At 69.7% G+C, this 21,511-nt stretch carries 23 protein-coding genes and 1 tRNA gene; 14 read left to right on the top strand and 10 right to left on the bottom strand.

Annotated elements, in window-relative coordinates; genetic code table 11:
* Together RAC69_RS07155 and RAC69_RS07150 are read right to left on the bottom strand one after the other, a co-directional pair.
* Positions 1–681: DUF3027 domain-containing protein (locus RAC69_RS07155; protein WP_375086130.1), on the bottom strand; the 681-nt coding region annotated here is incomplete at its 3' end.
* On the bottom strand, positions 665–1,045 hold the full coding sequence (locus RAC69_RS07150) for a cold shock domain-containing protein (RefSeq protein ID WP_341933779.1): 381 nt from the start codon (positions 1,043–1,045) through the stop codon (positions 665–667). The genes RAC69_RS07155 and RAC69_RS07150, both read right to left, overlap by 17 nt.
* A 157-nt stretch (positions 1,046–1,202) precedes the next feature.
* Between RAC69_RS07150 and RAC69_RS07145 the strand changes: the two genes are divergently transcribed.
* The 6 genes from RAC69_RS07145 (at position 1,203) to RAC69_RS07120 (ending at position 7,757) form a co-directional block, all read left to right on the top strand.
* A complete protein-coding gene (locus RAC69_RS07145; protein ID WP_375086128.1) occupies positions 1,203–1,478 on the top strand; it encodes a multidrug ABC transporter ATPase in 276 nt (91 codons plus the stop codon).
* A 10-nt stretch (positions 1,479–1,488) separates the two neighbouring features.
* Positions 1,489–3,198, top strand: coding sequence for a helicase-associated domain-containing protein (locus RAC69_RS07140; protein ID WP_375086126.1), 1,710 nt, complete (start codon positions 1,489–1,491; stop codon positions 3,196–3,198).
* 11 nt (positions 3,199–3,209) lie between these two features.
* Positions 3,210–4,850, top strand: a complete 1,641-nt coding sequence (locus tag RAC69_RS07135) for a DNA repair helicase XPB (protein WP_375086124.1) — start codon at positions 3,210–3,212, stop codon at positions 4,848–4,850.
* Positions 4,851–4,906: 56 nt separating this feature from the next.
* Positions 4,907–5,593: a response regulator transcription factor gene (locus RAC69_RS07130; protein WP_096714949.1), complete on the top strand. Its 687-nt coding sequence runs from the start codon at positions 4,907–4,909 to the stop codon at positions 5,591–5,593.
* Positions 5,594–5,644: 51 nt separating this feature from the next.
* Positions 5,645–7,348, top strand: a complete 1,704-nt coding sequence (locus RAC69_RS07125; protein ID WP_375086123.1) for a sensor histidine kinase — start codon at positions 5,645–5,647, stop codon at positions 7,346–7,348.
* Positions 7,349–7,469: 121 nt separating this feature from the next.
* A complete protein-coding gene (locus tag RAC69_RS07120; RefSeq protein ID WP_375086121.1) occupies positions 7,470–7,757 on the top strand; it encodes a WXG100 family type VII secretion target in 288 nt (95 codons plus the stop codon).
* Positions 7,758–7,824: 67 nt separating this feature from the next.
* Here the strand turns inward: RAC69_RS07120 and groL are convergent, their stop codons facing one another.
* The 4 genes from groL to RAC69_RS07100 form a co-directional block, all read right to left on the bottom strand.
* A complete protein-coding gene (groL, locus tag RAC69_RS07115; RefSeq protein ID WP_375086120.1) occupies positions 7,825–9,444 on the bottom strand; it encodes a chaperonin GroEL in 1,620 nt (539 codons plus the stop codon).
* Positions 9,445–9,555: 111 nt separating this feature from the next.
* Positions 9,556–10,131, bottom strand: coding sequence for a LytR C-terminal domain-containing protein (locus tag RAC69_RS07110; RefSeq protein WP_341933772.1), 576 nt, complete (start codon positions 10,129–10,131; stop codon positions 9,556–9,558).
* Positions 10,132–10,200: 69 nt separating this feature from the next.
* Entirely contained in the window at positions 10,201–10,458 is a 258-nt protein-coding gene (locus tag RAC69_RS07105; protein WP_341933771.1) for a DUF3263 domain-containing protein, read from the bottom strand.
* A gap of 9 nt (positions 10,459–10,467) precedes the next feature.
* A complete protein-coding gene (locus RAC69_RS07100; protein ID WP_375086118.1) occupies positions 10,468–11,460 on the bottom strand; it encodes a DUF2332 domain-containing protein in 993 nt (330 codons plus the stop codon).
* 70 nt (positions 11,461–11,530) lie between these two features.
* On the opposite strand from RAC69_RS07100, the gene msrB reads away from it, so the two are divergent.
* A complete protein-coding gene (msrB, locus tag RAC69_RS07095) occupies positions 11,531–11,935 on the top strand; it encodes a peptide-methionine (R)-S-oxide reductase MsrB (protein WP_341933769.1) in 405 nt (134 codons plus the stop codon).
* Positions 11,932–12,498 carry a nitroreductase family protein gene (locus RAC69_RS07090; protein ID WP_375086115.1) on the top strand — a complete coding sequence of 189 codons (567 nt, stop codon included), beginning with the start codon at positions 11,932–11,934 and terminating at the stop codon, positions 12,496–12,498. The genes msrB and RAC69_RS07090 overlap by 4 nt, the downstream gene beginning before the upstream one ends.
* Here RAC69_RS07090 and RAC69_RS07085 read toward each other — a convergent pair whose 3' ends face one another.
* Positions 12,499–13,437, bottom strand: coding sequence for a DMT family transporter (locus RAC69_RS07085; RefSeq protein WP_375086114.1), 939 nt, complete (start codon positions 13,435–13,437; stop codon positions 12,499–12,501).
* A gap of 69 nt (positions 13,438–13,506) precedes the next feature.
* Between RAC69_RS07085 and RAC69_RS07080 the strand changes: the two genes are divergently transcribed.
* The 5 genes from RAC69_RS07080 (at position 13,507) to RAC69_RS07060 (ending at position 17,963) form a co-directional block, all read left to right on the top strand.
* Positions 13,507–14,133 (top strand): SOS response-associated peptidase family protein, encoded by a 627-nt coding sequence (locus RAC69_RS07080; RefSeq protein ID WP_375086113.1) that lies wholly within the window; start codon positions 13,507–13,509, stop codon positions 14,131–14,133.
* A gap of 123 nt (positions 14,134–14,256) precedes the next feature.
* Positions 14,257–15,168, top strand: coding sequence for an ABC transporter ATP-binding protein (locus RAC69_RS07075; protein ID WP_375086111.1), 912 nt, complete (start codon positions 14,257–14,259; stop codon positions 15,166–15,168).
* On the top strand, positions 15,165–15,974 hold the full coding sequence (locus RAC69_RS07070) for an ABC transporter permease (RefSeq protein ID WP_375086110.1): 810 nt from the start codon (positions 15,165–15,167) through the stop codon (positions 15,972–15,974). Before RAC69_RS07075 ends, RAC69_RS07070 begins: the two co-directional genes overlap by 4 nt.
* 25 nt (positions 15,975–15,999) lie before the next feature.
* On the top strand, positions 16,000–17,265 hold the full coding sequence (locus tag RAC69_RS07065; protein ID WP_375086108.1) for a sensor histidine kinase: 1,266 nt from the start codon (positions 16,000–16,002) through the stop codon (positions 17,263–17,265).
* Entirely contained in the window at positions 17,262–17,963 is a 702-nt protein-coding gene (locus tag RAC69_RS07060; RefSeq protein WP_375086106.1) for a response regulator, read from the top strand. The genes RAC69_RS07065 and RAC69_RS07060 overlap by 4 nt, the downstream gene beginning before the upstream one ends.
* A 74-nt stretch (positions 17,964–18,037) precedes the next feature.
* On the opposite strand, the gene RAC69_RS07055 is transcribed toward RAC69_RS07060, so the two are convergent.
* The 3 genes from RAC69_RS07055 to RAC69_RS07045 form a co-directional block, all read right to left on the bottom strand.
* A complete protein-coding gene (locus RAC69_RS07055) occupies positions 18,038–18,991 on the bottom strand; it encodes an aldo/keto reductase (RefSeq protein ID WP_375086104.1) in 954 nt (317 codons plus the stop codon).
* 82 nt (positions 18,992–19,073) lie between these two features.
* A tRNA-Thr gene (locus RAC69_RS07050) sits at positions 19,074–19,146 on the bottom strand.
* A 42-nt stretch (positions 19,147–19,188) separates the two neighbouring features.
* The gene (locus RAC69_RS07045) at positions 19,189–20,085 is read right to left on the bottom strand and encodes a thioredoxin domain-containing protein (RefSeq protein WP_375086102.1); all 897 of its coding nucleotides are present in this window, start codon (positions 20,083–20,085) and stop codon (positions 19,189–19,191) included.
* A 286-nt stretch (positions 20,086–20,371) separates the two neighbouring features.
* On the opposite strand from RAC69_RS07045, the gene RAC69_RS07040 reads away from it, so the two are divergent.
* On the top strand, positions 20,372–21,475 hold the full coding sequence (locus tag RAC69_RS07040; protein WP_341933745.1) for a sn-glycerol-3-phosphate ABC transporter ATP-binding protein UgpC: 1,104 nt from the start codon (positions 20,372–20,374) through the stop codon (positions 21,473–21,475).
* Positions 21,476–21,511: the final 36 nt, after the last annotated feature.

The following is a 21,511-nucleotide window of genomic DNA, read 5'->3' as shown; positions in this document are numbered from 1 at the left end:
GTCCGAGTCGTCGTCGTCGGACTCGTCAGAGTCGTCGGAGTCGTCGGAGTCGTCGAGCTCGTCGGAGTCGTCGAGCTCGTCGGAGTCGTCGAGCTCGTCGATGTCGACGCCGTCGAGGTCGCCACCGTGCACGGGCCGCGGTTCGCTGGTCAGCTCGTCGTCATCGAGGTCGTCGTCTTCATCGTCGTCATCGAGGTCGTCGTCCTCGTCGGAGTCGTCCTCGTCGGAGTCGTCCTCGAGGTCCTCGTCCTCGTCTTCGTCGACGTCGTCGAGGTCGTCATCGTCCTCGGCATCGCTCTCGGCGCTGGCGTCGGCGTCGCTCTGCTCGGCAGCCGCAGCCGCGGCCTGCTCGGCCAGCTCGGCCTGGTGCGCGCGGTACTCGGCCAGTCGCTCGGCCCACGGCACCCACTCGGGCGCGAGGAGCGCGCCGTCGCCGGGCAGCAGTTCGGTCTCGAGCACCGTCGGCTCCTCGTCGTCGACACGTGCGACGGTCACCGTCCAGTACCACCCGGGGTAGCCGGCCAGCCGGTTCTCGAAGCGCAGCGAGACCGAGCCGTCATCCTCCAGGAGGTAGCCGGCCGCGGGTCCGATCGTCGACGCGGGCGTGATCTCACGCAGCGCCGCGAGTGCGAGGTCGTGCGCGTCGAGCAGGCGCTCGTCGGCGTCAGGCTTCGAGGTCATCGGCTACCTTGCGGAGGACAGCCGCGATCTTGCGGCCGTGACCGGACGACGGGTAGCGGCCACGACGCAGGTCGCCGCCGATGCCGTCGAGGAGCTTCACGAGGTCTTCGATGATGATCGCCATGTCGTCGGCGGGCTTGCGCTTCGCCTTGGCAAGGCTCGGCGGAGCTTCGAGGACGCGCACCGAGAGCGCCTGCAGACCGCGCTTGCCGTCGGCGACACCGAACTCGACGCGCGCGCCGGCCTTGACGGCCGTGCCCGCGGGCATCGCGGAGGCGTGCAGGAAGACGTCCTGGCCGTCATCGGTGGCGATGAAGCCGAAACCCTTGTCTTCGTCGTAGAACCTGACCTTGCCGGTGGGCATGGGAGAAACCTCGCTGAGTCGGTGTGGAGCTGGACGGCCGCGCAGGATGCGACCGTCTCCAGCCTACCGGTGAGCGGGATCGGGCGCGGGGAGCACGACGGAATGCAGTGGCCGCGCGCGAGGCCGAGTTTCCCGCTCAGCGACTAGGCTGAGCGGGATGAGCAGTCAGAGTCCGGAACCCGACGTGCCCGTGCGCCGCGTCGATCGCATTCTCGCGTTCGCCGCGCTGGGGCTCGCCGCGGCATCGATCGTCTGCTTCTTCGCGATCATCATCGGCACAGCGACCGGCATGCAGCAGGAGGACTTCGGCTCCGGCGTGTGGCCGGTCGTCGCGGCGATCCCCTACTGGGGCCTGCCCGCGGCGTTCGTGATGATCATCGTGCTGCTGGCCATGAGTTTCATCCGGAAGGGTCGCGCGGAATCGCGGCCCTGAGGCACCAGGCATGAGCACGCACGCCCGACCGCTGGCCGAACACCTGGCCGCGATGAGCGATGCCGACCTGGCCGAGCTGTTCGCGGCGCGCGGGGTGCGTTCCGACATCGGATGGCAGGACTTCTTCGACGCTGCCGAGGCTCTCCTCGAGCCGTCGTCGCTCGCCAAGGCCCTCCCCCGTCTCACGCTCTCGGAGGCGACGACCCTTCGCCGGATCGCCGCGGGAGAGGAGGTCGCCGATTCCGCCGACCTGCACGCCCTGCAGCGCCTCGCGCTGGTGCGCCCCGACGGCGGGGTCGTTCCGCCCGTCGCCGCAGCCGTCTCGGAACGCCCCGCTCCCTCCGCACCCGCATCGGAACACCAGGCGACGGCCGGAGACAGTGCGGCAGCGCACGCCGCGGAGCGTGCGTTCACCACCGTCGCCGCGATCGCCGACCTGCTGCTCGCGGCCAAGGACCGGCCGTTCGCCCTGCTCGCGGGCGGCATGCTCAGCGCGGGCGAGAAGCGGCAGCTGACCGAGTCCGGCGTGGCGACCGATGCCGTCGACGACCTCGTGGCGATCGCGTCCACCGCGGGGCTCGTCGCGGTCGGGGATCGGCGGCTGCACACCACGGGGGGAGCCGACGTCTGGCTCCGCTCCTCCGTCTCGCAGCGGTGGAGCGAGCTCGCCCGCGCGTTCCGCGATGCGCTCCCCCGCGGTGTCCGCTCCGACGAGGGCGGGTGGATCCCGCTCTCGGCCTGGGCGCAGGCCCACCCGTGGGATCCCGCCTGGCCCGAGCGCAGCACGGTGCTGAGCGACCGCGCGCGGCTGCTCGGTCTCGTCGCCGACGACGGGACAGAGCCCGCCTGGGCGGCTCCCCTGCGCGACGGGCTCGATGCCGATCCCGCCGCCCTCACGACGCTGCTGCCCGCCGAGGTCGATCGGATCTTCCTCCAGAACGACCTCAGTGCGATCTCTCCCGGGCCGCTCGCCCCCGCTCTCGACGTACGGCTGCGCACGGTCGCGACGCGCGAGTCCGCAGCGCAGGCGTCGACGTACCGGTTCACGCCGGAGTCCGTCGCGCGGGCCCTCGTGGCCGGGGAGACCGAGGAGTCGCTCGTCGACTTCCTCGAGAGCATCTCGCTCACCGGCATCCCGCAGCCGCTCCGCTATCTCGTCGCCCAGACCGCCCAGCGGCACGGACTCGTCCGCGTGTCGACGGACTCCGAGACCGGACGCACGCGGATCGAGAGCTCCGACCCGCACCTCATCGAGGCGATCGGCGTCGACCAGGCTCTGCGCCCGCTGGCACTCGCGAAGCACGTCGAATCCCTCACGACCCGCGTCGGGCGAGACACCGTCTACTGGGCTCTCAGCGACGCCCGTTACCCCGCGACCCTGGTCGGCGAAGACGGCACCGTGCTGACCGGGGAGCGGCACGCAGCGGTGCCCGCCCCGGACGATGACGCCCCCGACTATTCGACACTCATCGCTGCGCTGCGGTCGCACCAGGGGCCGGATGCCGACGCCGCCTGGCTGGACCGAGAGCTGGAGGCAGCGGTGCGCGCGAAGGCCGTGCTCCAGGTGACCGTGGGGATGCCGGACGGCAGCACGCGTGAGCTCCTGCTGGAGGCCACCGGTCTCGGCGGCGGGCGGCTGCGCGGGCGCGACAAGGCGGCGGACGTCGAACGCACGCTGCCGGTGTCGAGCATCCGCGCCGCGACCGTGATCGCCCAGTAAACTGGACAGCTATGTCTGATGGCCCCCTGATCGTGCAGAGCGATCGCACCGTGCTGCTCGAGGTCGCCCACGTGGATGCCGAGAGCGCCCGCCACGAGTTGGCGATCTTCGCCGAACTCGAACGCGCTCCCGAGCACATCCACACCTACCGGATCACCCGTCTCGGGCTCTGGAACGCCCGGGCAGCAGGACACAGCGCCGAGGACATGCTCGAGACCCTTGACCGGTGGTCGCGCTTCCCGGTGCCGCCCTCCGTCGCCGTCGACCTGCGCGAGACGGTCAACCGCTACGGACGCCTCGTGATCGAGCGCGACGACGACGGGACGCTGATCCTCCGCTCGACCGACCCCGCCGTGCTCGCCCAGGTCGCGAACAACAAGCGCATCCAGCCGCTGCTGATCGGCCACCCGAGCCCCGACACCTACGTGGTCGACGCGTGGGCGCGCGGCCAGATCAAGCAGGAGCTGCTGAAGATCGGCTGGCCGGCCGAAGACCTCGCGGGCTACACCCCCGGCACTCCGCACGAGATCGAGCTGGACGAGGGCACGTGGCAGATCCGTCCGTACCAGCAGGATGCGGTCGACGCGTTCTCGAAGGACGGATCGGGCGTCGTCGTGCTGCCCTGTGGCGCGGGCAAGACCATCGTCGGCGCCGGCGCCATGGCCGCGACCAAGACCACCACGCTGATCCTCGTCACGAACACCGTGTCCGCACGCCAGTGGCGCGACGAGCTGCTGAAGCGCACCAGCCTCACCCCCGAGGAGATCGGCGAGTACTCCGGTCAGGCCAAGGAGGTCAAGCCGGTCACGATCGCGACGTATCAGATCCTCACGGCCAAGCGGAAAGGCCAGTACGCGCACCTCGCGCTGCTCGACGCCCTCGACTGGGGCCTCATCGTGTACGACGAGGTGCACCTGCTCCCGGCACCCGTGTTCAAGCTCACCGCCGACCTGCAGGCACGCCGTCGCATCGGCCTGACCGCGACTCTCGTGCGCGAGGACGGCCGTGAAGGCGACGTGTTCAGTCTCATCGGTCCCAAGCGCTTCGACGCACCCTGGAAGCAGATCGAGGCGCAGGGGTTCATCTCCCCCGCCGTCTGCTACGAGGTCCGTGTGGATCTGCCGCCGAGCGACCGGCTCGAGTACGCCGCGGCGACCGACGACGAGCGGTATCGCCTCGCGGCATCCGCCCCCGCGAAGATCGACGCCGTGCGCGAGCTCATCGCCAAGCACCCCGACGAGCAGATCCTCGTGATCGGTCAGTACCTCGATCAGCTGGACACGCTGTCCGAGGCGCTGAACGCCCCGCAGATCACCGGCGCGACGCCCGTCGACGAGCGCGAGGAGCTCTACCGGCAGTTCCGTGAGGGAGAGATCCAGCTGCTCGTCGTGTCGAAGGTCGCGAACTTCTCGATCGATCTGCCCGAGGCGTCCGTCGCGATCCAGGTCTCCGGATCCTTCGGCTCGCGGCAGGAGGAGGCTCAGCGCCTCGGGCGGCTCCTGCGACCCAAGCAGTCCGGGCACACCGCGAGCTTCTACACGCTCGTCGCCCGCGACACGATCGACCAGGACTACGCGCAGAACCGCCAGCGCTTCCTCGCCGAGCAGGGCTACAGCTACACGATCATGGATGCGGATGCGATCGCGGCGTGACCGCCGCTCCGACGGATAATCAGCATCCGCATGGTCGGAGTCACCATAATGGGGACATGACTGATGCGCGCATCCTGGTCGTCGACGACGAACCCAACATCCGCGACCTCCTCTCGACGGGACTCAGCTTCGCCGGGTTCCAGGTCAAGACGGTCGCCAACGGCGCCGCGACGATCTCGGCGGTGCTGGAAGAGGAGCCGGACCTCATCATCCTCGACGTCATGCTGCCCGACATGAACGGCTTCAGCGTCACCAAGCGCCTGCGGGGCGCGGGTTTCACCGCCCCGATCCTGTTCCTCACCGCGAAGGACGGCACCGACGACAAGATCGAGGGCCTCAACGCCGGAGGCGACGACTATGTCACGAAGCCGTTCAGCCTCGACGAGATCGTCGCCCGCGCGCAGGCGATCCTGCGCCGCACGATGCAAGCCGACGAGGAGTCGATCATCCGCGCCGGCGAGCTGTCGATGGATCAGGACACGCACGACGTGCACGTCGGCAAGGAGCCGATCGAGCTCAGCCCGACCGAGTTCAAGCTGCTGCGCTACCTCATGCTCAACCCGAACCGGGTTCTGTCGAAGGCGCAGATCCTCGACCACGTGTGGGAGTACGACTTCAACGGCGACGCCGGCATCGTGGAGAGCTACATCTCGTACCTCCGTCGCAAGATCGACCCGCACACCGAGGAATCGGTCATCCAGACCAAGCGCGGCTTCGGCTACATGCTGAAGGTCGGCAAGTAGTCGTCGCCCTGGCGCCGACGACGCGCGCACCACGACCGGAGGGAGGGCCGCATGGCGCACAAGCCTGACGCGGTCACCCGCTGGTGGCGGGCCATCAGCCTGCGCGCGAAGGTCACAGGCGTCACGGTCGCGGTGCTCGCGCTCGGTCTCCTGCTCGCCGGGATCGGCACGGTCCCCATCCTGCGCAACTCGCTCGTCGGGAACATCGAGGCGCAGCTTCCCGCGCTGGTCTCGGCCGACCTCGCGCCCCGCTACTTCGACATGTCGATCGAAGACGGCAAGACCGTCTACACCCCTCGTGAATCCCCCAGGGATTTCTTCGTCGCGATCTACGACGGCGAGGGGGTACTGCAGACCACGACCGGGACGTCCGGGAACGGCGGAAAGCCCCTCTTCCCCTCGACGTACACGCTGCTGGACGCGCAGAACGCCGGCGACGGGGTGTTCCCTCTCGGCGGCACGAAGGGCGAGGACTTCCGCGCGGCCGTCGCACTGCTCCCGGGCGACGGCGACGGTGCGCTGCGGATCCAGATGGTGGCGATGCCCCTGGACTACGCCGACCGCATCATCAGCCAGTTCTTCGGCATCTACATCACCGTCGCGCTCGTGACGATCCTCATCGCGGCGCTCCTCACCCGGGGGCTCGTGACGCTGACCTTCCGTCGCCTGGGCCAGGTCGAGTCGACCGCCATGTCCATCGCGAAGGGCGACTTCAGCCAACGCCTGACCGACCTCGAGCCGACCACCGAGGTCGGGCGTCTCAACACGGCGATCAATACGATGCTCGACCGCGTCGACGGGTCGCTCGCCCAGCGGGACCGCACCGTGCAGCACATGCGGCGCTTCATCGGCGACGCCAGCCACGAGCTGCGCACGCCCCTCGTGAGCGTGCGCGGCTACGCCGAGCTGTACCGCATGGGCGCGATCAAGGGCGAGGAGGACACGGCTCGCGCCATGGAGCGCATCGAGAAGGAGGCCATCCGTATGGGCGTGCTGGTCGAGGACCTTCTGGCCCTTGCCCGTCTTGACGAGGAGCGCGAGCCCGAGATCGAGGCGCTCGATCTGCGCCCGATCGCGCGCGATGCCGCCCTGGATCTCCGCGCTGCCGCTCCTGGCCGCACGGTCACCGTGGTCGACCGCACGGTGGACGCGCCGCTCATCGACGTCACGACGCGGTCGACGCCGGTCGTCCCCGAGCCACAGACTCCCGCACCGCGCGGTGGTCTCTCCCGCGCCACGCTCGGACGCCTGCGCCGACGGCCGCGCACCTCCGCCGTCCCCCAGGTCGCCGGGATCGACTTCACGGAGGCCACGGACGTGCCGGTCCGCACGCCCCCGATCGTGTTGGGCGAGGAGAACAAGGTGCGGCAGGTCGTGACGAACCTGCTCGGTAACGCGCGGCGGTTCTCGCCTGCCGACAGCCCGCTCGAGATCGTCGTCGACGCGGACCGCGTGCGCGGAACCGGGAGCATCTCGATCGTCGATCACGGAGAGGGCATTCCCCCGCAGATCCGTGATCAGATCTTCGAGCGGTTCTGGCGGGCCGACACCTCGCGCGCTCGGGAGACGGGCGGGTCCGGTCTCGGACTGGCGATCGTCGCGTCGATCATGAAGGCGCTCCGCGGCGGTGTCGCCGTGTCGGAGACGCCGGGCGGTGGAGCGACCTTCACGATCACTCTGCCGCTGGCCCCCTCGCGCGCGACGCCGGCGCACCTGCTCGAGGACACGCAGCCGATCGACCCGCTCGCCCTCTGACCGCTCCTGCACCGCGGGGCCGGTGCGCGGATTGTGCACAGCGCGGCTGGTCGGCGCGCCGGACGCCGGATGCCGCGTGCGTTGCGCTCCTATCGTCGGAATCCCATCGAGAGGAGATTCCATGTCCGTCATCACCGTCGACACCGAGGCCGTGGGTGCGGCCCACACGGCTGCGCTCGCCACCATGGAGCGTCTGCACGTCGAGGCCGCCACACTCATGAGCCAGCTCACACAGCTGCAGTCGTCATGGGTCGGGAACGCGTCGAATGCTTTCCAGTCCTGCGTGGAGCAGTGGCGAGGAGCCCAGATCGGCCTCGAGCACACGCTCGAATCCATCGGGCACTCGCTGGGCAGCGCCGCCGCCCAGTACGCCGAGGCTGATCACTTCTCGGCGAGTCTGTTCCGCTGACCGCCTCTATGAACGAAAAGAGACGCCCCGACCGTGAGGCCGGGGCGTCTCTTTCAGTGCGTCCGGATCAGAAGTCCATGCCACCCGTCGGGTCGCCGGCCGGAGCCGAGACCTTCTCGGGCTTGTCGGCCACGACGGCCTCGGTCGTCAGGAACAGACCGGCGATCGACGCTGCGTTCTGCAGAGCCGAGCGGGTCACCTTGGCCGGGTCGATGATGCCCTGTGCGAACATGTCGCCGTACTCGCCGGTCGCGGCGTTGAGGCCCTGACCTGCAGGGAGCTCGGAGACCTTGTTCGCGACGACACCGGGCTCGAGACCGGCGTTCAGCGCGATCTGCTTGAGCGGAGCCTCGATCGCGACGCGGACGATGTTCGCGCCGGTCGCCTCGTCGCCCGAGAGCGTGAGAGCGTCGAGGGCCTTGGTACCCGACTGGATGAGAGCGACGCCACCGCCGGGGACGATGCCCTCTTCGACGGCTGCCTTCGCGTTGCGGACGGCGTCCTCGATGCGGTGCTTGCGCTCCTTGAGCTCGACCTCGGTCGCGGCACCCGCCTTGATGACGGCGACGCCACCGGCGAGCTTCGCGAGGCGCTCCTGCAGCTTCTCACGGTCGTAGTCGCTGTCGGTGTTCTCGATCTCACGACGGATCTGCGTGACGCGACCCTCGATCTGGTCGGCCTCGCCGGCACCCTCGACGATCGTGGTCTCGTCCTTGGTGACGATGACCTTGCGCGCACGGCCGAGCAGGTCGAGCGTGGCGTTCTCGAGCTTCAGGCCCACCTCTTCGGTGATGACCTGGCCGCCCGTGAGGATCGCGATGTCCTGCAGCTGGGCCTTGCGGCGGTCGCCGAAGCCGGGAGCCTTGACGGCGACCGACTTGAAGATGCCCTTGAGCTTGTTGAGCACGAGGGTCGCGAGAGCCTCGCCCTCGACGTCCTCGGCGATGATGACGAGCTCCTTGCCGTCCTGGATCACCTTGTCGACGATGGGCAGAAGGTCCTTGATGTTCGAGATCTTCTGGTTCGCGATGAGGATGTACGGGTCCTCGAAGACCGCCTCCTGGCGCTCCGGGTCCGTGACGAAGTACGGGTTCAGGTAGCCCTTGTCGAAGCGCATGCCCTCGGTGAGCTCGAGCTCGGTGCCGAAGGTCTGCGACTCCTCGACCGTGACGACGCCTTCCTTGCCGACCTTGTCGATCGCCTCGGCGATGAGCTCGCCGATGGCAGGGTCAGCGGCCGAGATCGATGCGGTCGCGGCGATCTGCTCCTTGGAGTCGATCTCCTTCGCGCTGGCGAGCAGCTCCTCGGTGATGGCCGCGACGGCCTTCTCGATGCCGCGCTTGAGCGAGATGGGGTCGGAACCGGCTGCGACGTTGCGCAGGCCCTCGCGGACGAGCGCCTGGGCGAGGACGGTCGCGGTGGTGGTACCGTCACCGGCGACGTCGTCGGTCTTCTTGGCGACCTCCTTGACGAGCTCCGCGCCGATCTTCTCGTACGGGTCGTCCAGCTCGATCTCCTTGGCGATCGACACACCGTCGTTCGTGATCGTGGGGGCGCCCCACTTCTTCTCGAGCACGACGTTGCGACCGCGCGGGCCGAGCGTCACCTTGACGGCGTCGGCGAGGATGTTGAGGCCGCGCTCGAGGCCGCGACGGGCCTCCTCATCGAAAGCGATGATCTTTGCCATGAGTTTTGTCGTCCCTCCTGGACGTAGACGTTGGGTTTAGCACTCAGAGTGAGAGAGTGCTAACGCCATTCTGGCACTCGACCCCATCGAGTGCAAGCCGCTGCGGAGGGACTACGGAGCCGGGGTCTCGGTCGCCGCCGGCGGGTTGGACGACCGGTCGAGACCGATCACCACCGTGAGCTGCTTCTGGTCCGTGTCGTTCATGTCGGCGTAGAAGTCGCTCTGCTGCACGTCGGCTCCGCCGATGACGCCCGCAAGGCCGATCGCGGCGAGCTCGTCCTCGTCCGCAACGTAGTAGACGGTCGTCGTGGAGAAATCCTGGCTCGTGCTGTCGCTCGCGAACACCACGTCCGCCGACCACCCTGTGTTGATGAGGGTGTCGCGCATCTGGTCGTCGAGGCCCTCGTCGGCCGTCGCGTTGAGGATGAGCACCGAGTAGGTGGTGTCGACGACCCCCGTCTCCTCGGGGGTCGGGGTGGCGGTCGGGACCGCCTCGGGGAAGAGGCTGATGCGCCCCATGACGACCAGCGACCCGAAGATCCCGCCGATGATGAGCACGAGGGCGGCGACGAAGGACCACAGGAGGACAATCCAGCCGTTCATCCCCGGCGCTTCGGCGCGGTGCGCACCCACGCGTCCTGAGGTGCGGGGGACGTCGTCGAATCGATCGCGGTTCGGCTTAGACACCCCTCGATGCTAACGGCACCGCGCTGCGTAACCGCGTCGGCGGCCGTTCAGCGCGTGGCGCGGTCTGGATCAGCCGACGAATCCGGGGGTGCGCGCCGAGCGCTGGACGGCTCGGCGGTCGCGGATCCGGCGCAGTCGTCCGACCAGCATGGGGTCGAACTCCAGAGCGGCCTCGGAGTCGATCAGCCGCCCGAGGAGCTGGTAGTAGCGAGCCGCGCTCATCCCGAGCTGCGCGCGGATGACCTCTTCCTTGGCGCCCCCGTGCCGGGGCCAGGCGGTCTCGAGGGCGAGGATCAGACGATCCCGTTCCGTGAGCTCTCCGCGCATGCGCTCAGACTACGTCGGCTCGCCTCCGTCGCCCGCGCGCCACTCCCACCATCGTCCGAGCGGATCGGCCGCCGACCGAACCCGGCCGTCGAGGGCGACGACGAAGCCCGGCCACTCCTCGTGCGCGACGGGCGGCTCCCAGACGTCGAGCAGCGCGGGCGGATCGATCGTCACCCAGCGCGCGGGCAGGGCGCGGATGCGGTCGACGAGCGCCGTCCGCGTCGCACGCGGGATGTGCACCAGCACGCCGGGAGTCGTGATCACGAGCGTCGCGTCGGAGGGCGCGGCCCGCACGAGCTCGTCGAGGCGTTCGAGGGCGTCGCCCTGCAGCAGCTCAGGCGGACCGGCGGAGACGATGTCGAGTGCGGCCTCGACACGCTGCTCCCGCCCCTCCTCCCCCGGCCAGACGAGTGAGCGCAGCCAGCGCCGATCGCGGGCGTCGCGGGCGTCGAGCGGCGCCAGGTCGACACCGCCGCGCCACACCACGTGCGGCATCCGGAGCGCGGGCATCTCGCCGTCGACGCGGCTCTCCAGCACCACCGACGACGGTCCGTCGGCGGGGTCGAGTGCCGCCCGCACGCGACCGTCCCCGTCGACGAAGCGGTAGGAGTAGCGGTCGGGGTAGAGGCAGAGTCCGGCGGACGCGCCGATCTCGAGCAGGGCGACCGGCCCGTCGATCTCGGAGAGCACCGGGAGCAGTGCGGCGAGGCGCAGCGGCTCGTTCGTCTGCAGCCGCCGATCGGCGCACTCCGCCACGATCTCGTCGGCGTGGGCCGTCACGAAGCCGCGCCAGGTGTCGAACGGGTCGGTGCCGGCGCCCAGCATCCTGGTGACCGCGAAGACGAGCGGCGGCTGCCGTCGGGTCTCGGGGATCCTCCCGAGGATGTCGGAGAGCTCCGGATCGCCGGCCACCCCTGCTGCCCATTCGGCGTACAGCTCGCTGCGGCCGGGGGCCTCCTGCTCGGCGAAGCGCGCGTATCGCTCCCGCACGGCATCCGTCATATGACCATCATGCCGTGGCGCCGCCACCCCCTGGACACGAGAGAATGGGGGAAGACCCTCAGGAGGACCGATGTCGTACAGCGTGGACAAGACCGAAGACGAGTGGCGCGAAGAGCTGGGTGCCGACCAGTACGCCGTGCTGCGTGAAGCGGCGACCGAGCGCGCCTGGACCGGCGAGCTGCTCGACGAGAGCCGCGCCGGCCTCTACACCTGCGGCGCCTGCGGGGCCGAGCTGTTCAAGAGCGGCACGAAGTTCGACTCCGGATGCGGCTGGCCGAGCTTCTACGAGTCGATCCGTCCCGACGCGGTGCAGCTGATCGAGGACACGAGCCTCGGCATGGTCCGCACCGAGGTGCGCTGCGCGAACTGCGGCTCGCACCTGGGGCACGTGTTCCCCGACGGTTTCGGCACCCCGACCGGCGACCGCTACTGCATGAACTCGATCGCACTGAACTTCACCCCCGACGAGTCGTGAGCGCGCTCGACGCCGTCCGCTCTCGTCAGTCCTGGTCGAAGGTCACCGCCGAGGCGCCCTCCCGCGAGGAGCTGCTGCACCTCGTCGCCGCGGCGGGGCGCGTCGCCGACCATTCCTCGCTGCGCCCCTGGCGTCTCATCGAGATGCGCGGGGACGACCGCGAGGTGCTGGGCGCCGCGATCGCGAAGGCGCAGGGCGACTCCTCTCCGTCGACCAAGCCGCTCCGGGCGCCGCTGCTGATCGCGGTGGTCGCCAGCTACCGGAAGAGCGACAAGGTGCCACGCTGGGAGCAGGAGGCCGTGGCGTCCGGCGTCGCCCACGTGCTGAGCCTGCTGCTCGACGAGGCGGGCTGGGGTGTCATCTGGCGAACCGGGCACTACACCCGCGCCAAGGCCGTCGCGAAGGCGCACGGACTCGACAAGAACGAGGAGCTGCTCGGCTGGCTGTACGTCGGCGGCAAGCCGGTGGGCAAGAAGCCGGGCCGGCGCAAAGCCGTCGAGGCACGCAAGCTCGTCACCCGCATGCCGAAGCCGAAGCCGAAGAAGCGCGACGAGAAGAAGTAGTCAGCGGCGACGACGCGGCAGCGCGACCACCACGGATCCGACGGCCACCACGACCATCCCGACGATCTGCCACAGCGCCGGTCCGGCGGCTGCGGGCCAGATGAGGTCGATCACGACGGATGCCGCGAGCTGACCCAGCACCGACCCGAGACCCATCAGCAGCACGCCCGTGTGCGCGACGATGAAGGCGCCGAGCAGGATGTAGGCGAAGCCGAGGAACCCGCCGAGGTACAGCCAGGGCTCGGCGGGCGGTGCGGCGGGCAGGCCGCGGATGGCGACGCTCACGGCTGCGGCGAGGAGCAGGGCGACCGTGCCCGCGACGAAACTCATGAACGTCGCGATGAGCGGTGACTGCACCCGCTGCGCGAGGCGTCCGTTCGTCGCCGCCTGCCACGCGATGCCGACACCGGCGGCGAAGGGCAGCAGCAGCATCCACAGCGGTGCGGTCGCGAGCACGTCGCCGCTGAGCGAGATGCCCACCGCAGCGAGCGCCAGCGCTCCGCCGAGCACGCGCCCCGGTGTGACAGCGACCACGCCGGCCGGTCCGAAGCCGATCCGATCGAGGACGAGACCGTGGAGAGTCTGCCCCGCCACCACGCCGACCGTGAAGAGCGAGACGCCGAGGACCCCGGCCGTCACCCCCTGCGTCGAGACGGTGAGGGCGCCGCAGGCGCCGCCCAGCAGCATCCAGATCGGGATCGTGCGCTGTCGGATGCCGTCGCGTAGTCGCCGTACGCCTCGACGTGCGGAGGGGATGCAGACGATCACGACGACGAGGGCCGCGAGTCCGACCGAGAACGAGAGGAGTCCGGCGACGATGCCGTTGTCGACCTTGACGCCGAGGACTCCGTTGATGCGTGCCTGCACGGCCGTCATGACGCCGATCGCGACCGCTCCGCCGAGCGCGACGGGGACGGGCAGACGGCGGTCGGGGGTCACCTGTCGACCCTACCCGAGCGCGCGAGACCGGCCCGTGCCGATGTCGGTGGTGCGGCGTACGCTGGCGGCATGTGCGCGAGCTACGGACTTGATCCCCGATTCACCGATGCGGAGCTGCTGACCGCCGCCGACGAGGCCGTGCTCGACGGTCTGCGGGCGTGGGCGGATGAGAACGCCGGCGAGACCGTGCGCCCCACCGGCAAGAACCTCCGCAACCTGAATCCGATCGTGGTGCAGCCCGACGCGGCACCGATCCTCGAGCCCGCATGGTGGGGATTCCTCGTCGGCGGGGAGCCCTCGAAGTTCCCGTCGATCAACACGAGGTCCGAGCGCTTGCAGGACCGCCCCGGCGGTCTGAAGACCCGTGCTCTGGTCCCGGCCACGAGCTGGTACGAGATGAAGAAGCCCGAGCGCGTGTGGCACGAGTTCCTCGTCGACGACGGCGCACTGTTCGGCATGGCGGCGGTGACGCAACGCGGCCGCACCGGGGACGGCACGTGGTTCACCTGCTACTCGATCGTCATGCGTCCTGCGCCGGACGGTCTCGCCGACATCCACGATCGGATGCCGCTCCTCATCCCCGCATCGCTGAGCCACGACTGGCTGATGGCCGAGCCGACGAGAGAGATCATCGACGAGGCGATCGCCGCGTCCGACGAGGTCGCCGCCCGCGTGACGGCCCGTCCACGCGACTGATCGCCTCATCCCGCCGACTGTCGCGGTATCGTCCTCCGGTGCCACAGGTCGGCGGACGGCGATCCCGCTTTCGGTACCACGGGAGGACGCGACCGAGCGACCGCCGGCCGTAGCGTCGGAGGCATGATCACAGCAGAGGGCCTCACGAAGAGGTTCGGAGACAAGACAGCCGTCCAGGACGTGTCGTTCACGGTCAAGCCGGGCACCGTCACCGGATTCCTCGGCCCCAACGGCGCGGGCAAGTCCACGACCATGCGCCTCATCGTGGGCCTCGACCGCCCGACCTCGGGCACCGCGACGGTGGCCGGACAGGAATACCGCAAGCTGCGCGCCCCCCTGACCGAGGTCGGCGTGCTGCTCGACGCGAAGGCCGTGCACACGGGCCGCACCGCCCGCAATCACCTCCGAGCCATGGCGGCGACCCACGGCATCCCCGCCTCTCGCGTGGACGAGGTCATCGAGCTCGCGGGCATCGGTTCGGTCGCCCGCAAGCGCGCGGGGAAGTTCTCGCTCGGCATGGGCCAGCGCCTCGGCATCGCGTCAGCGCTGCTCGGCGACCCGCACACGCTGATCCTGGATGAGCCGGTCAACGGACTCGACCCCGAGGGCGTGCGCTGGGTGCGTCAGTTCGTGCGGCACGCCGCCTCGGAGGGACGCACGGTGCTGCTCTCCAGCCACCTCATGAGCGAGATGGCACAGACGGCCGATCATGTGATCGTGATGGGCCGCGGTCAGGTGCTCGCCGATGCTCCTCTCGACGAGCTCGTCCGCGCCTGGACGCGCAACACGGTGCGGGTGCGCACGCCGCGCGCCGCCGATCTCGCCGCGGCCGTCGGGGGCCCCGATGTCGAGATCGTCAGCACCGCACCCGATCTCCTCGACGTCGTCGGCCTGCCTGCCTCGCGCATCGGCGATCTCGCCGCCGACCGCGGGATCCCTCTCCACGAACTCACACCGACCACCGGGTCGCTCGAAGACGCCTACCTCGCCTTGACCGGCGACGCGGTCGAGTACCGGACCAAGGAGATCTCATGACCGCTCAGGCTTCCGCCCTCACGCGTCAGCGCGTCGATACGGGCCACCGTCTCTCGTTCCTCCGCGAGGTGCGTGGCGAGTGGATCAAGCTCACCACCCTCCGCTCCACGTGGTGGTCGATCGCGATCACGGCCGTCCTCACGGTGGGCATCGCCGCTCTCATCGCTCAGGCGATGAACGCCCCGGGCTTCGCACCCATCCAGGCGGTCGTGATGCCGATCCAGTTCTCCATGCTCCTCGCAGGCATCCTCGGCGCGATCTCCGTGACCGGCGAGTACTCCACCGGCATGATCCGTTCGACACTCACCGCCAACCCCCGCCGCGGGTCGGCGCTGCTCGCGAAGGCCCTCGTCGTCGCCCTGTTCCTGTTCGTCTGCTCGCTGATCGTCTTCTCGGTCGCTGCCGGGGCGGTGTCGCTGATCGTGAGCGCACGTGATCAGAGCATCGACTGGAGCGATCCCGCCGCGTCGATCCTGCCGATCCTGGTCGCGTCGCTGGCGATGGCCGTCTTCGCACTCATCGGCGTCGCCTTCGGTTTCCTCCTCCGCTCGGGCGCCGGCGCGATCGCGGCGACGGTGGGACTCCTGTTCGTCCTCCCGATCGTCGCGACCTTTTTCCTCATGGCGGGCGAGTCGTGGGCGTGGGTCGTCGACGCATCCGAGTACCTGCCGGTCGCTGCGGCACAGAGCGCGATCCTCCCCGAGGGCGCCGCTCTCGACGGCCCGGTCGCATACCTCGCCCTCGGCGCCTGGACGTTCGGCGGGCTCTTCCTCGCCTGGCTCCTGCTGCGCACGCGGGACGCGTGATGGCACGGCCGCGTAGAGTTCCCCGGTGACCAGCACGCGCAGCCGCAGCTCCCTCCGCGAGGAGGAGGAGCTGCGGCTGCCGCGTCCTCCCGGCGTTCTCCGCCGCTTCTGGGCGCGGCATCCCGTCGTCGCCGACGTGCTGATCACCCTCTTCTGCCTCGCCCTCTCCCTCCTCCCCGCGTCACCTTTCGACCGCACTGCTCAGGGCCCGGTCTCCCTCGCGTTCGCGGCCGTGGCTCCGATCGCGATCATCGCCGCCTGCGTCACCCTGCTGTGGCGACGCATCGCGCCGCTCGTCCCGTTCGTCGCCTCCGCCGGTGTCGAGGGGCTCCTCCTCTTCGCCGACCAGCCGGCCGGTACGCCGCTGATGTTCGTCGCGTGCTACTCGCTCGCCGTCTACCGCTCGTCGCGCGCGGCATGGACGGGCCTCGGCATCGCCGTGGCCTCGCTGGTGACGCTGGCGACGCCTCTTGTGCTCACCGGCGTCGTCTCGTTGCAGATCGGACTCAACACCGCCCTCACCGTTCTCGTGCTCGGCCTGATCGGCACCCTCATCGGCGTGAATGTCGGCGGCCGCAAACGGTACATCGCCGCCGTGATCGACCGTTCCCGCCAGCTGCTCGTCGAGCGTGATCAGCAGGCGCAGCTCGCCGCCGCCTCCGAGCGGGCGCGCATCGCGCGGGAGATGCACGACATCGTGTCGCACTCGCTCACCGTGATCGTCGCCCTGTCGGAGGGCGCTGCGGCCACATCCGATCGGGAGCAGGCCGCTGCCGCCTCCTCCGCTGTGGCCGCGACTGCGCGCGACGCCCTCACCGAGATGCGGGCCATGCTGGGTGTGCTCCGCGATGCGGAGGCAACCGCTCCTCTGGCGCCGGTGGCACCGGTGGATCCGCGGGAGACGGTCGCGACCGCGCAACGCGCCGGTTTCCCCGTCACACTCACGGAATCCGGCACGTCCGTCCTCTCCCCCGCTCTCGCGCATGCGGTGGGGCGCATCGTGCAGGAGGGGGTTACCAACGCCATGCGTCACGCGCCGTCGGCGACGTCGATCGCCGCGCGCATCGTCCACAGCCCGGGGAGCGTCATCGTCGAGATCCTCAACGACGGCGCCACCGGAGCGGCCGGCACCTCGGGCTTCGGGCTCCGCGGCCTCGCCGAACGAGCCGCACATGTGCACGGCGCCTTCGTCTCGGAACCCGCCGCGGGGGGGCGATGGAGGCTGCGCGCCGAGCTGCCCGTCGACCACACCCCCGACCCCGTCGCACTCGCCCCGGAGGAGCCGTCATGACCGACCCGATCTCGATCCTGCTCGTCGACGACCAGGAACTCATCCGCCTCGGCTTCCGCATGGTGCTCGAGGCGGAAGCCGACATGGTGGTGGTGGGTGAGGCCGGAGACGGGCATGCCGCGATCGCGCAGACCGCGGCCCTGCATCCGGACCTGGTTCTCATGGACATCCGCATGCCGGGCCTCGACGGGATCGCGGCGACCGAGGCGATCGTGCGCGAGCACCCGGACAGCAGGGTGCTGGTGCTGACGACGTTCGACCTCGACGAGTACGCGTTCGGCGCCATCCGCGCCGGTGCCAGCGGTTTCCTGCTCAAGGACGCGCACCGTCAGGAGATGATCGCAGCCGTTCGCGCCGTGCATCGGGGCGATGCGGCCCTGGCGCCGAGCGTCACGCGCAGGCTGCTCGAGCACGTGGCCCCGCAGCTCGACGGCGCGCCGGACGCCTCACCCGCGCCCTCGCCCGGCGACGATCCGACGACGGCGCTCACCGAGCGGGAGCGCGACGTGTTCCTGGAGATGGCGCGCGGCCTCACGAACGCCGAGATCGCCCAGGAGCTGTACGTGAGCGAGTCGACCGTGAAGACCCATGTCGGGCGCGTGCTGTCGAAACTGGGGGCTCGAGACCGCATCCACGCCGTGATCCTCGCGCACCGGCTGGGTCTCGTGAGCGACGATTCGCTCCCCGGGGAGCGCTGACGAGCTGAGGCACCGAGACGCAGAAGCGCCCACGTCCGCAGACGCCGGCGCTTCTGCGTCTCGGTGCAGGACGGTCAGGACGCCGAGGGCGTCCATTCCGAGACGCGGTTCAGTACAGCCACCTCGTCGTCGGTGAGCTCCAGACGGCCGCCTGCCAGCAGGTCGGGGACCTGCTCGACGGTGCGCGCGCTGGCGATCGGCGCGACGACCGTCGGCTGGGCGCGCAGCCAGGCCAGCGAGGTCGCCGCGATCGAGGCGCCGTGAGCGTGACCGATCTCCTCGAGTGCGTCGATGATGCGCAGCCCCGCATCGGTCGCGTACTTCGCGGCGCCGCCGGCGCGGGGCGACGACTGGCCGGCGGTATCCGTGGAGCGGTACTTGCCGGTGAGGAATCCGCTCGCGAGCGAGTAGTACGGCACGAGGCCGAGGTCGAACTCCTCGGCCACCGGGATGATCTGCTCTTCGACGTCGTTGCGATGCACGAGGTTGTAGTGCGGCTGCACGGCGACCGGACGCGGGACGCCGATCCGGTCGGAGATGTCGATCCATTCGCGGATGCGGTCGGCGGAGTAGTTCGAGACCGCGATGTTCCGGACGAGGCCGTCGGCGACGAGGCGGCCGAAGGCCTCGACCGTCTCGTCGAGCGGGGTGTCGGCGTCGTCGAAGTGCGCGTAGTAGAGGTCGATCGCGTCGACGCCGAGGCGGCGCAGCGATGCCTCGGCGGCCGCGCGCACATTCGCACCGGCGAGGCCCGAGAAGTCGGGGTGCTGGCTGACCTTGGTCGCGACGACCATGCCTTCGGGCTTCCTCGACGCGAGCCACTCGCCGATGATCGTCTCGCTCTCTCCGCCCGAGTTGCCCGGCGCCCAGGCACTGTACGAATCGGCGGTGTCGACGAAATCCCCTCCCCCGTCGACGAAGGCGTCGAGCACGGCGAACGAGGTGTCGCGGTCGGCGGTCCAGCCGAACACGTTGCCGCCGAGCGAGAGCGGGAAGACGGTCAGGTCACTGTTTCCGATGCGAGTCATACTCGAGACAACCGGAGTCGCACGCCGAGTATTTCGCGTGTGACACCGAAAGTCGGACGGCGGAGACATCGCCCAAGGACAGAGCCGACTACGGGACTCGAACCCGTAACCCCCGTATTACAAGTACGGTGCGCTACCAATTGCGCCAAGTCGGCGGACGCCACCCAGCTTAGCGAGGGGCGGCGTCTGCGAACGAACTACGGCGTCGCGGTCGGAGTGGGCGTCGGGGTCGGCGACGGCGTCGCGGCCTCCTGCGACGCGTCGTTCGACACAGTCAGCACGAACTGCGAGAACTCGACCGGGTCGTCGAGGGCGCCGACGTAGGCCTCCCCGTTCACGACGATCATGGGCGCCGACGAGAGGACGAGGTCGTCGGATCCGACGAGCGGACCCTCGAGTGCACGCGACGTGGCCTCCTTGGCCCAGGTGACGTAGTCCTGGTCCTCGATGCAGGAGCGCACCGTCTTGATCTTGTCCGACCCCACGGCGCCGGCGATGTCAGCGAGCTCCGAGTCGGAGTAGCCGTCGGTGTTGACCTCGGGCTGGTCCTCGAGGAGGTCGTGGTTGAACGCGTAGAACTGCGCAGGCGAGTGCGTGGCGACGCACGCCGCAGCACCCGCTGCGCGCAGCGAGTACTTGGTGCCGTTGGAACTCGCGGTCAGGAGCGCCACCGGGTGGTACGTGACCGTCGCTGCCCCCTCGGTGATCCAGTTCACGAGCTGGCGCGCGTTCGCACGCTCGAACTCGCCGGCATCGGGCGACAGGTAGTCGACGTAGACGTGGATGTCGACCGAGCTCGACGTCGTGGGCTGCGGAGCGGGAGTCGTCGCGGCACCGGCATCCGTCTCATCGGGGCTGGGCGTCGCAGGGACCTCGTCGGCGACCGCGGTGGCACTGACGTCGGAGACGAGGATGCCGTCGTTGTCCATGCCACCGGGCGAAAGCTGCGGCTTCGAGATCTGCGCCGACACCGCGAGCGTCACCGCGGTACCGATTGCTCCGACGGCGACCACGGCGATCGCGCCGATGATGATCCGTCGCATGACGCGCGCCCTCGACTGCTGGGCGTGCACCTTCTGTGCCTTCTCCCGCACGACCTCGCGTGAAGTGCGAGATGTGGGGACGTTCGGCGTCTCGTCGCTCGACATCGTTCCTCTTGACAGTCCGGGGAGGGGCAGGGTGGCCCCCGATCGCCGTTCGGGAGGCGATCGCCGCGGATGCGCGGCCGAGATCGATGCTAACCAGCCAGGCTGAGAAATACCCAGACGCTCTGGATTCTGACATACTGATCCCGACCCGATGAGGGGTCACGGCGGGTCGAACCGCCGCTCTATCACTACGGATCGTCCGGCACGTACCTGCCGGTGAAGGAGAAACACAATGGCATCTGTGACTTTCGACGAGGCCACCCGCCTCTACCCGGGCGGCACCCGCCCGGCCGTCGACAAGCTCAACCTCGAAGTCGGAGACGGCGAGTTCCTCGTCCTGGTCGGCCCCTCGGGTTGCGGTAAGTCCACCTCCCTCCGCATGCTCGCCGGCCTCGAAGAGGTCAACGCCGGTCGCATCCTCATCGGTGACCGCGACGTCACCGACGTGCCGCCGAAGGACCGCGACATCGCGATGGTGTTCCAGAACTACGCGCTGTACCCGCACATGACGGTCGCCGAGAACATGGGCTTCGCGCTCAAGATCGCCGGTGTCGGCAAGGAGGAGCGGGCCTCCCGCGTCCTCGAGGCGGCGAAGCTCCTCGACCTCGAGCAGTACCTGACCCGCAAGCCGAAGGCCCTCTCGGGTGGTCAGCGTCAGCGTGTCGCCATGGGTCGCGCCATCGTGCGTCAGCCGCAGGTGTTCCTCATGGACGAGCCGCTGTCGAACCTCGACGCCAAGCTGCGCGTGCAGACGCGTACGCAGATCGCGTCGCTGCAGCGCCGCCTCGGTGTCACCACGGTCTACGTCACGCACGACCAGACCGAGGCTCTGACCATGGGCGACCGCATCGCCGTACTCAAGGACGGCCTGCTCCAGCAGGTCGGCTCGCCGCGCGACCTGTACGAGAAGCCGAACAACGTGTTCGTCGCCGGCTTCATCGGCTCGCCCGCCATGAACCTGTTCTCGGCCGACCTGGCCGACGGCGGCGTGCTCTTCGGCACCGAGACCGTCCCGCTCGACCGCGACACCGTTGGCCGTGCGAACGGCTCGCAGGTCACCGTGGGTGTGCGCCCCGAGGACATCACGGTCGGTCCGGCCGACGGCAAGGGCCTCTCGGTCGTCGTCGACCTCGTCGAGGAGCTCGGCGCCGACGGTTACCTGTACGGCCACACCGACATCAACGGTAAGCGCACCGATCTCGTCGCACGCGTCGACGGCCGCAACCACCCGAACGCGGGCGAGACCGTGACCCTGGCCGCGAACCCCGGTCACGTGCACGCCTTCGACCTCGAGTCGGGCGACCGCCTGAACGACAAGCCGATCGTCTCCGCCTGATCGGAACCGCTGACGCGGCGCGGGCAGACTTCGGTC

It is taken from the genome of Microbacterium sp. LS_15, from assembly GCF_041954735.1.
In the GTDB taxonomy this organism is placed as follows: domain Bacteria; phylum Actinomycetota; class Actinomycetes; order Actinomycetales; family Microbacteriaceae; genus Microbacterium.
This window is presented reverse-complemented; position numbering and strand designations above follow the sequence as displayed.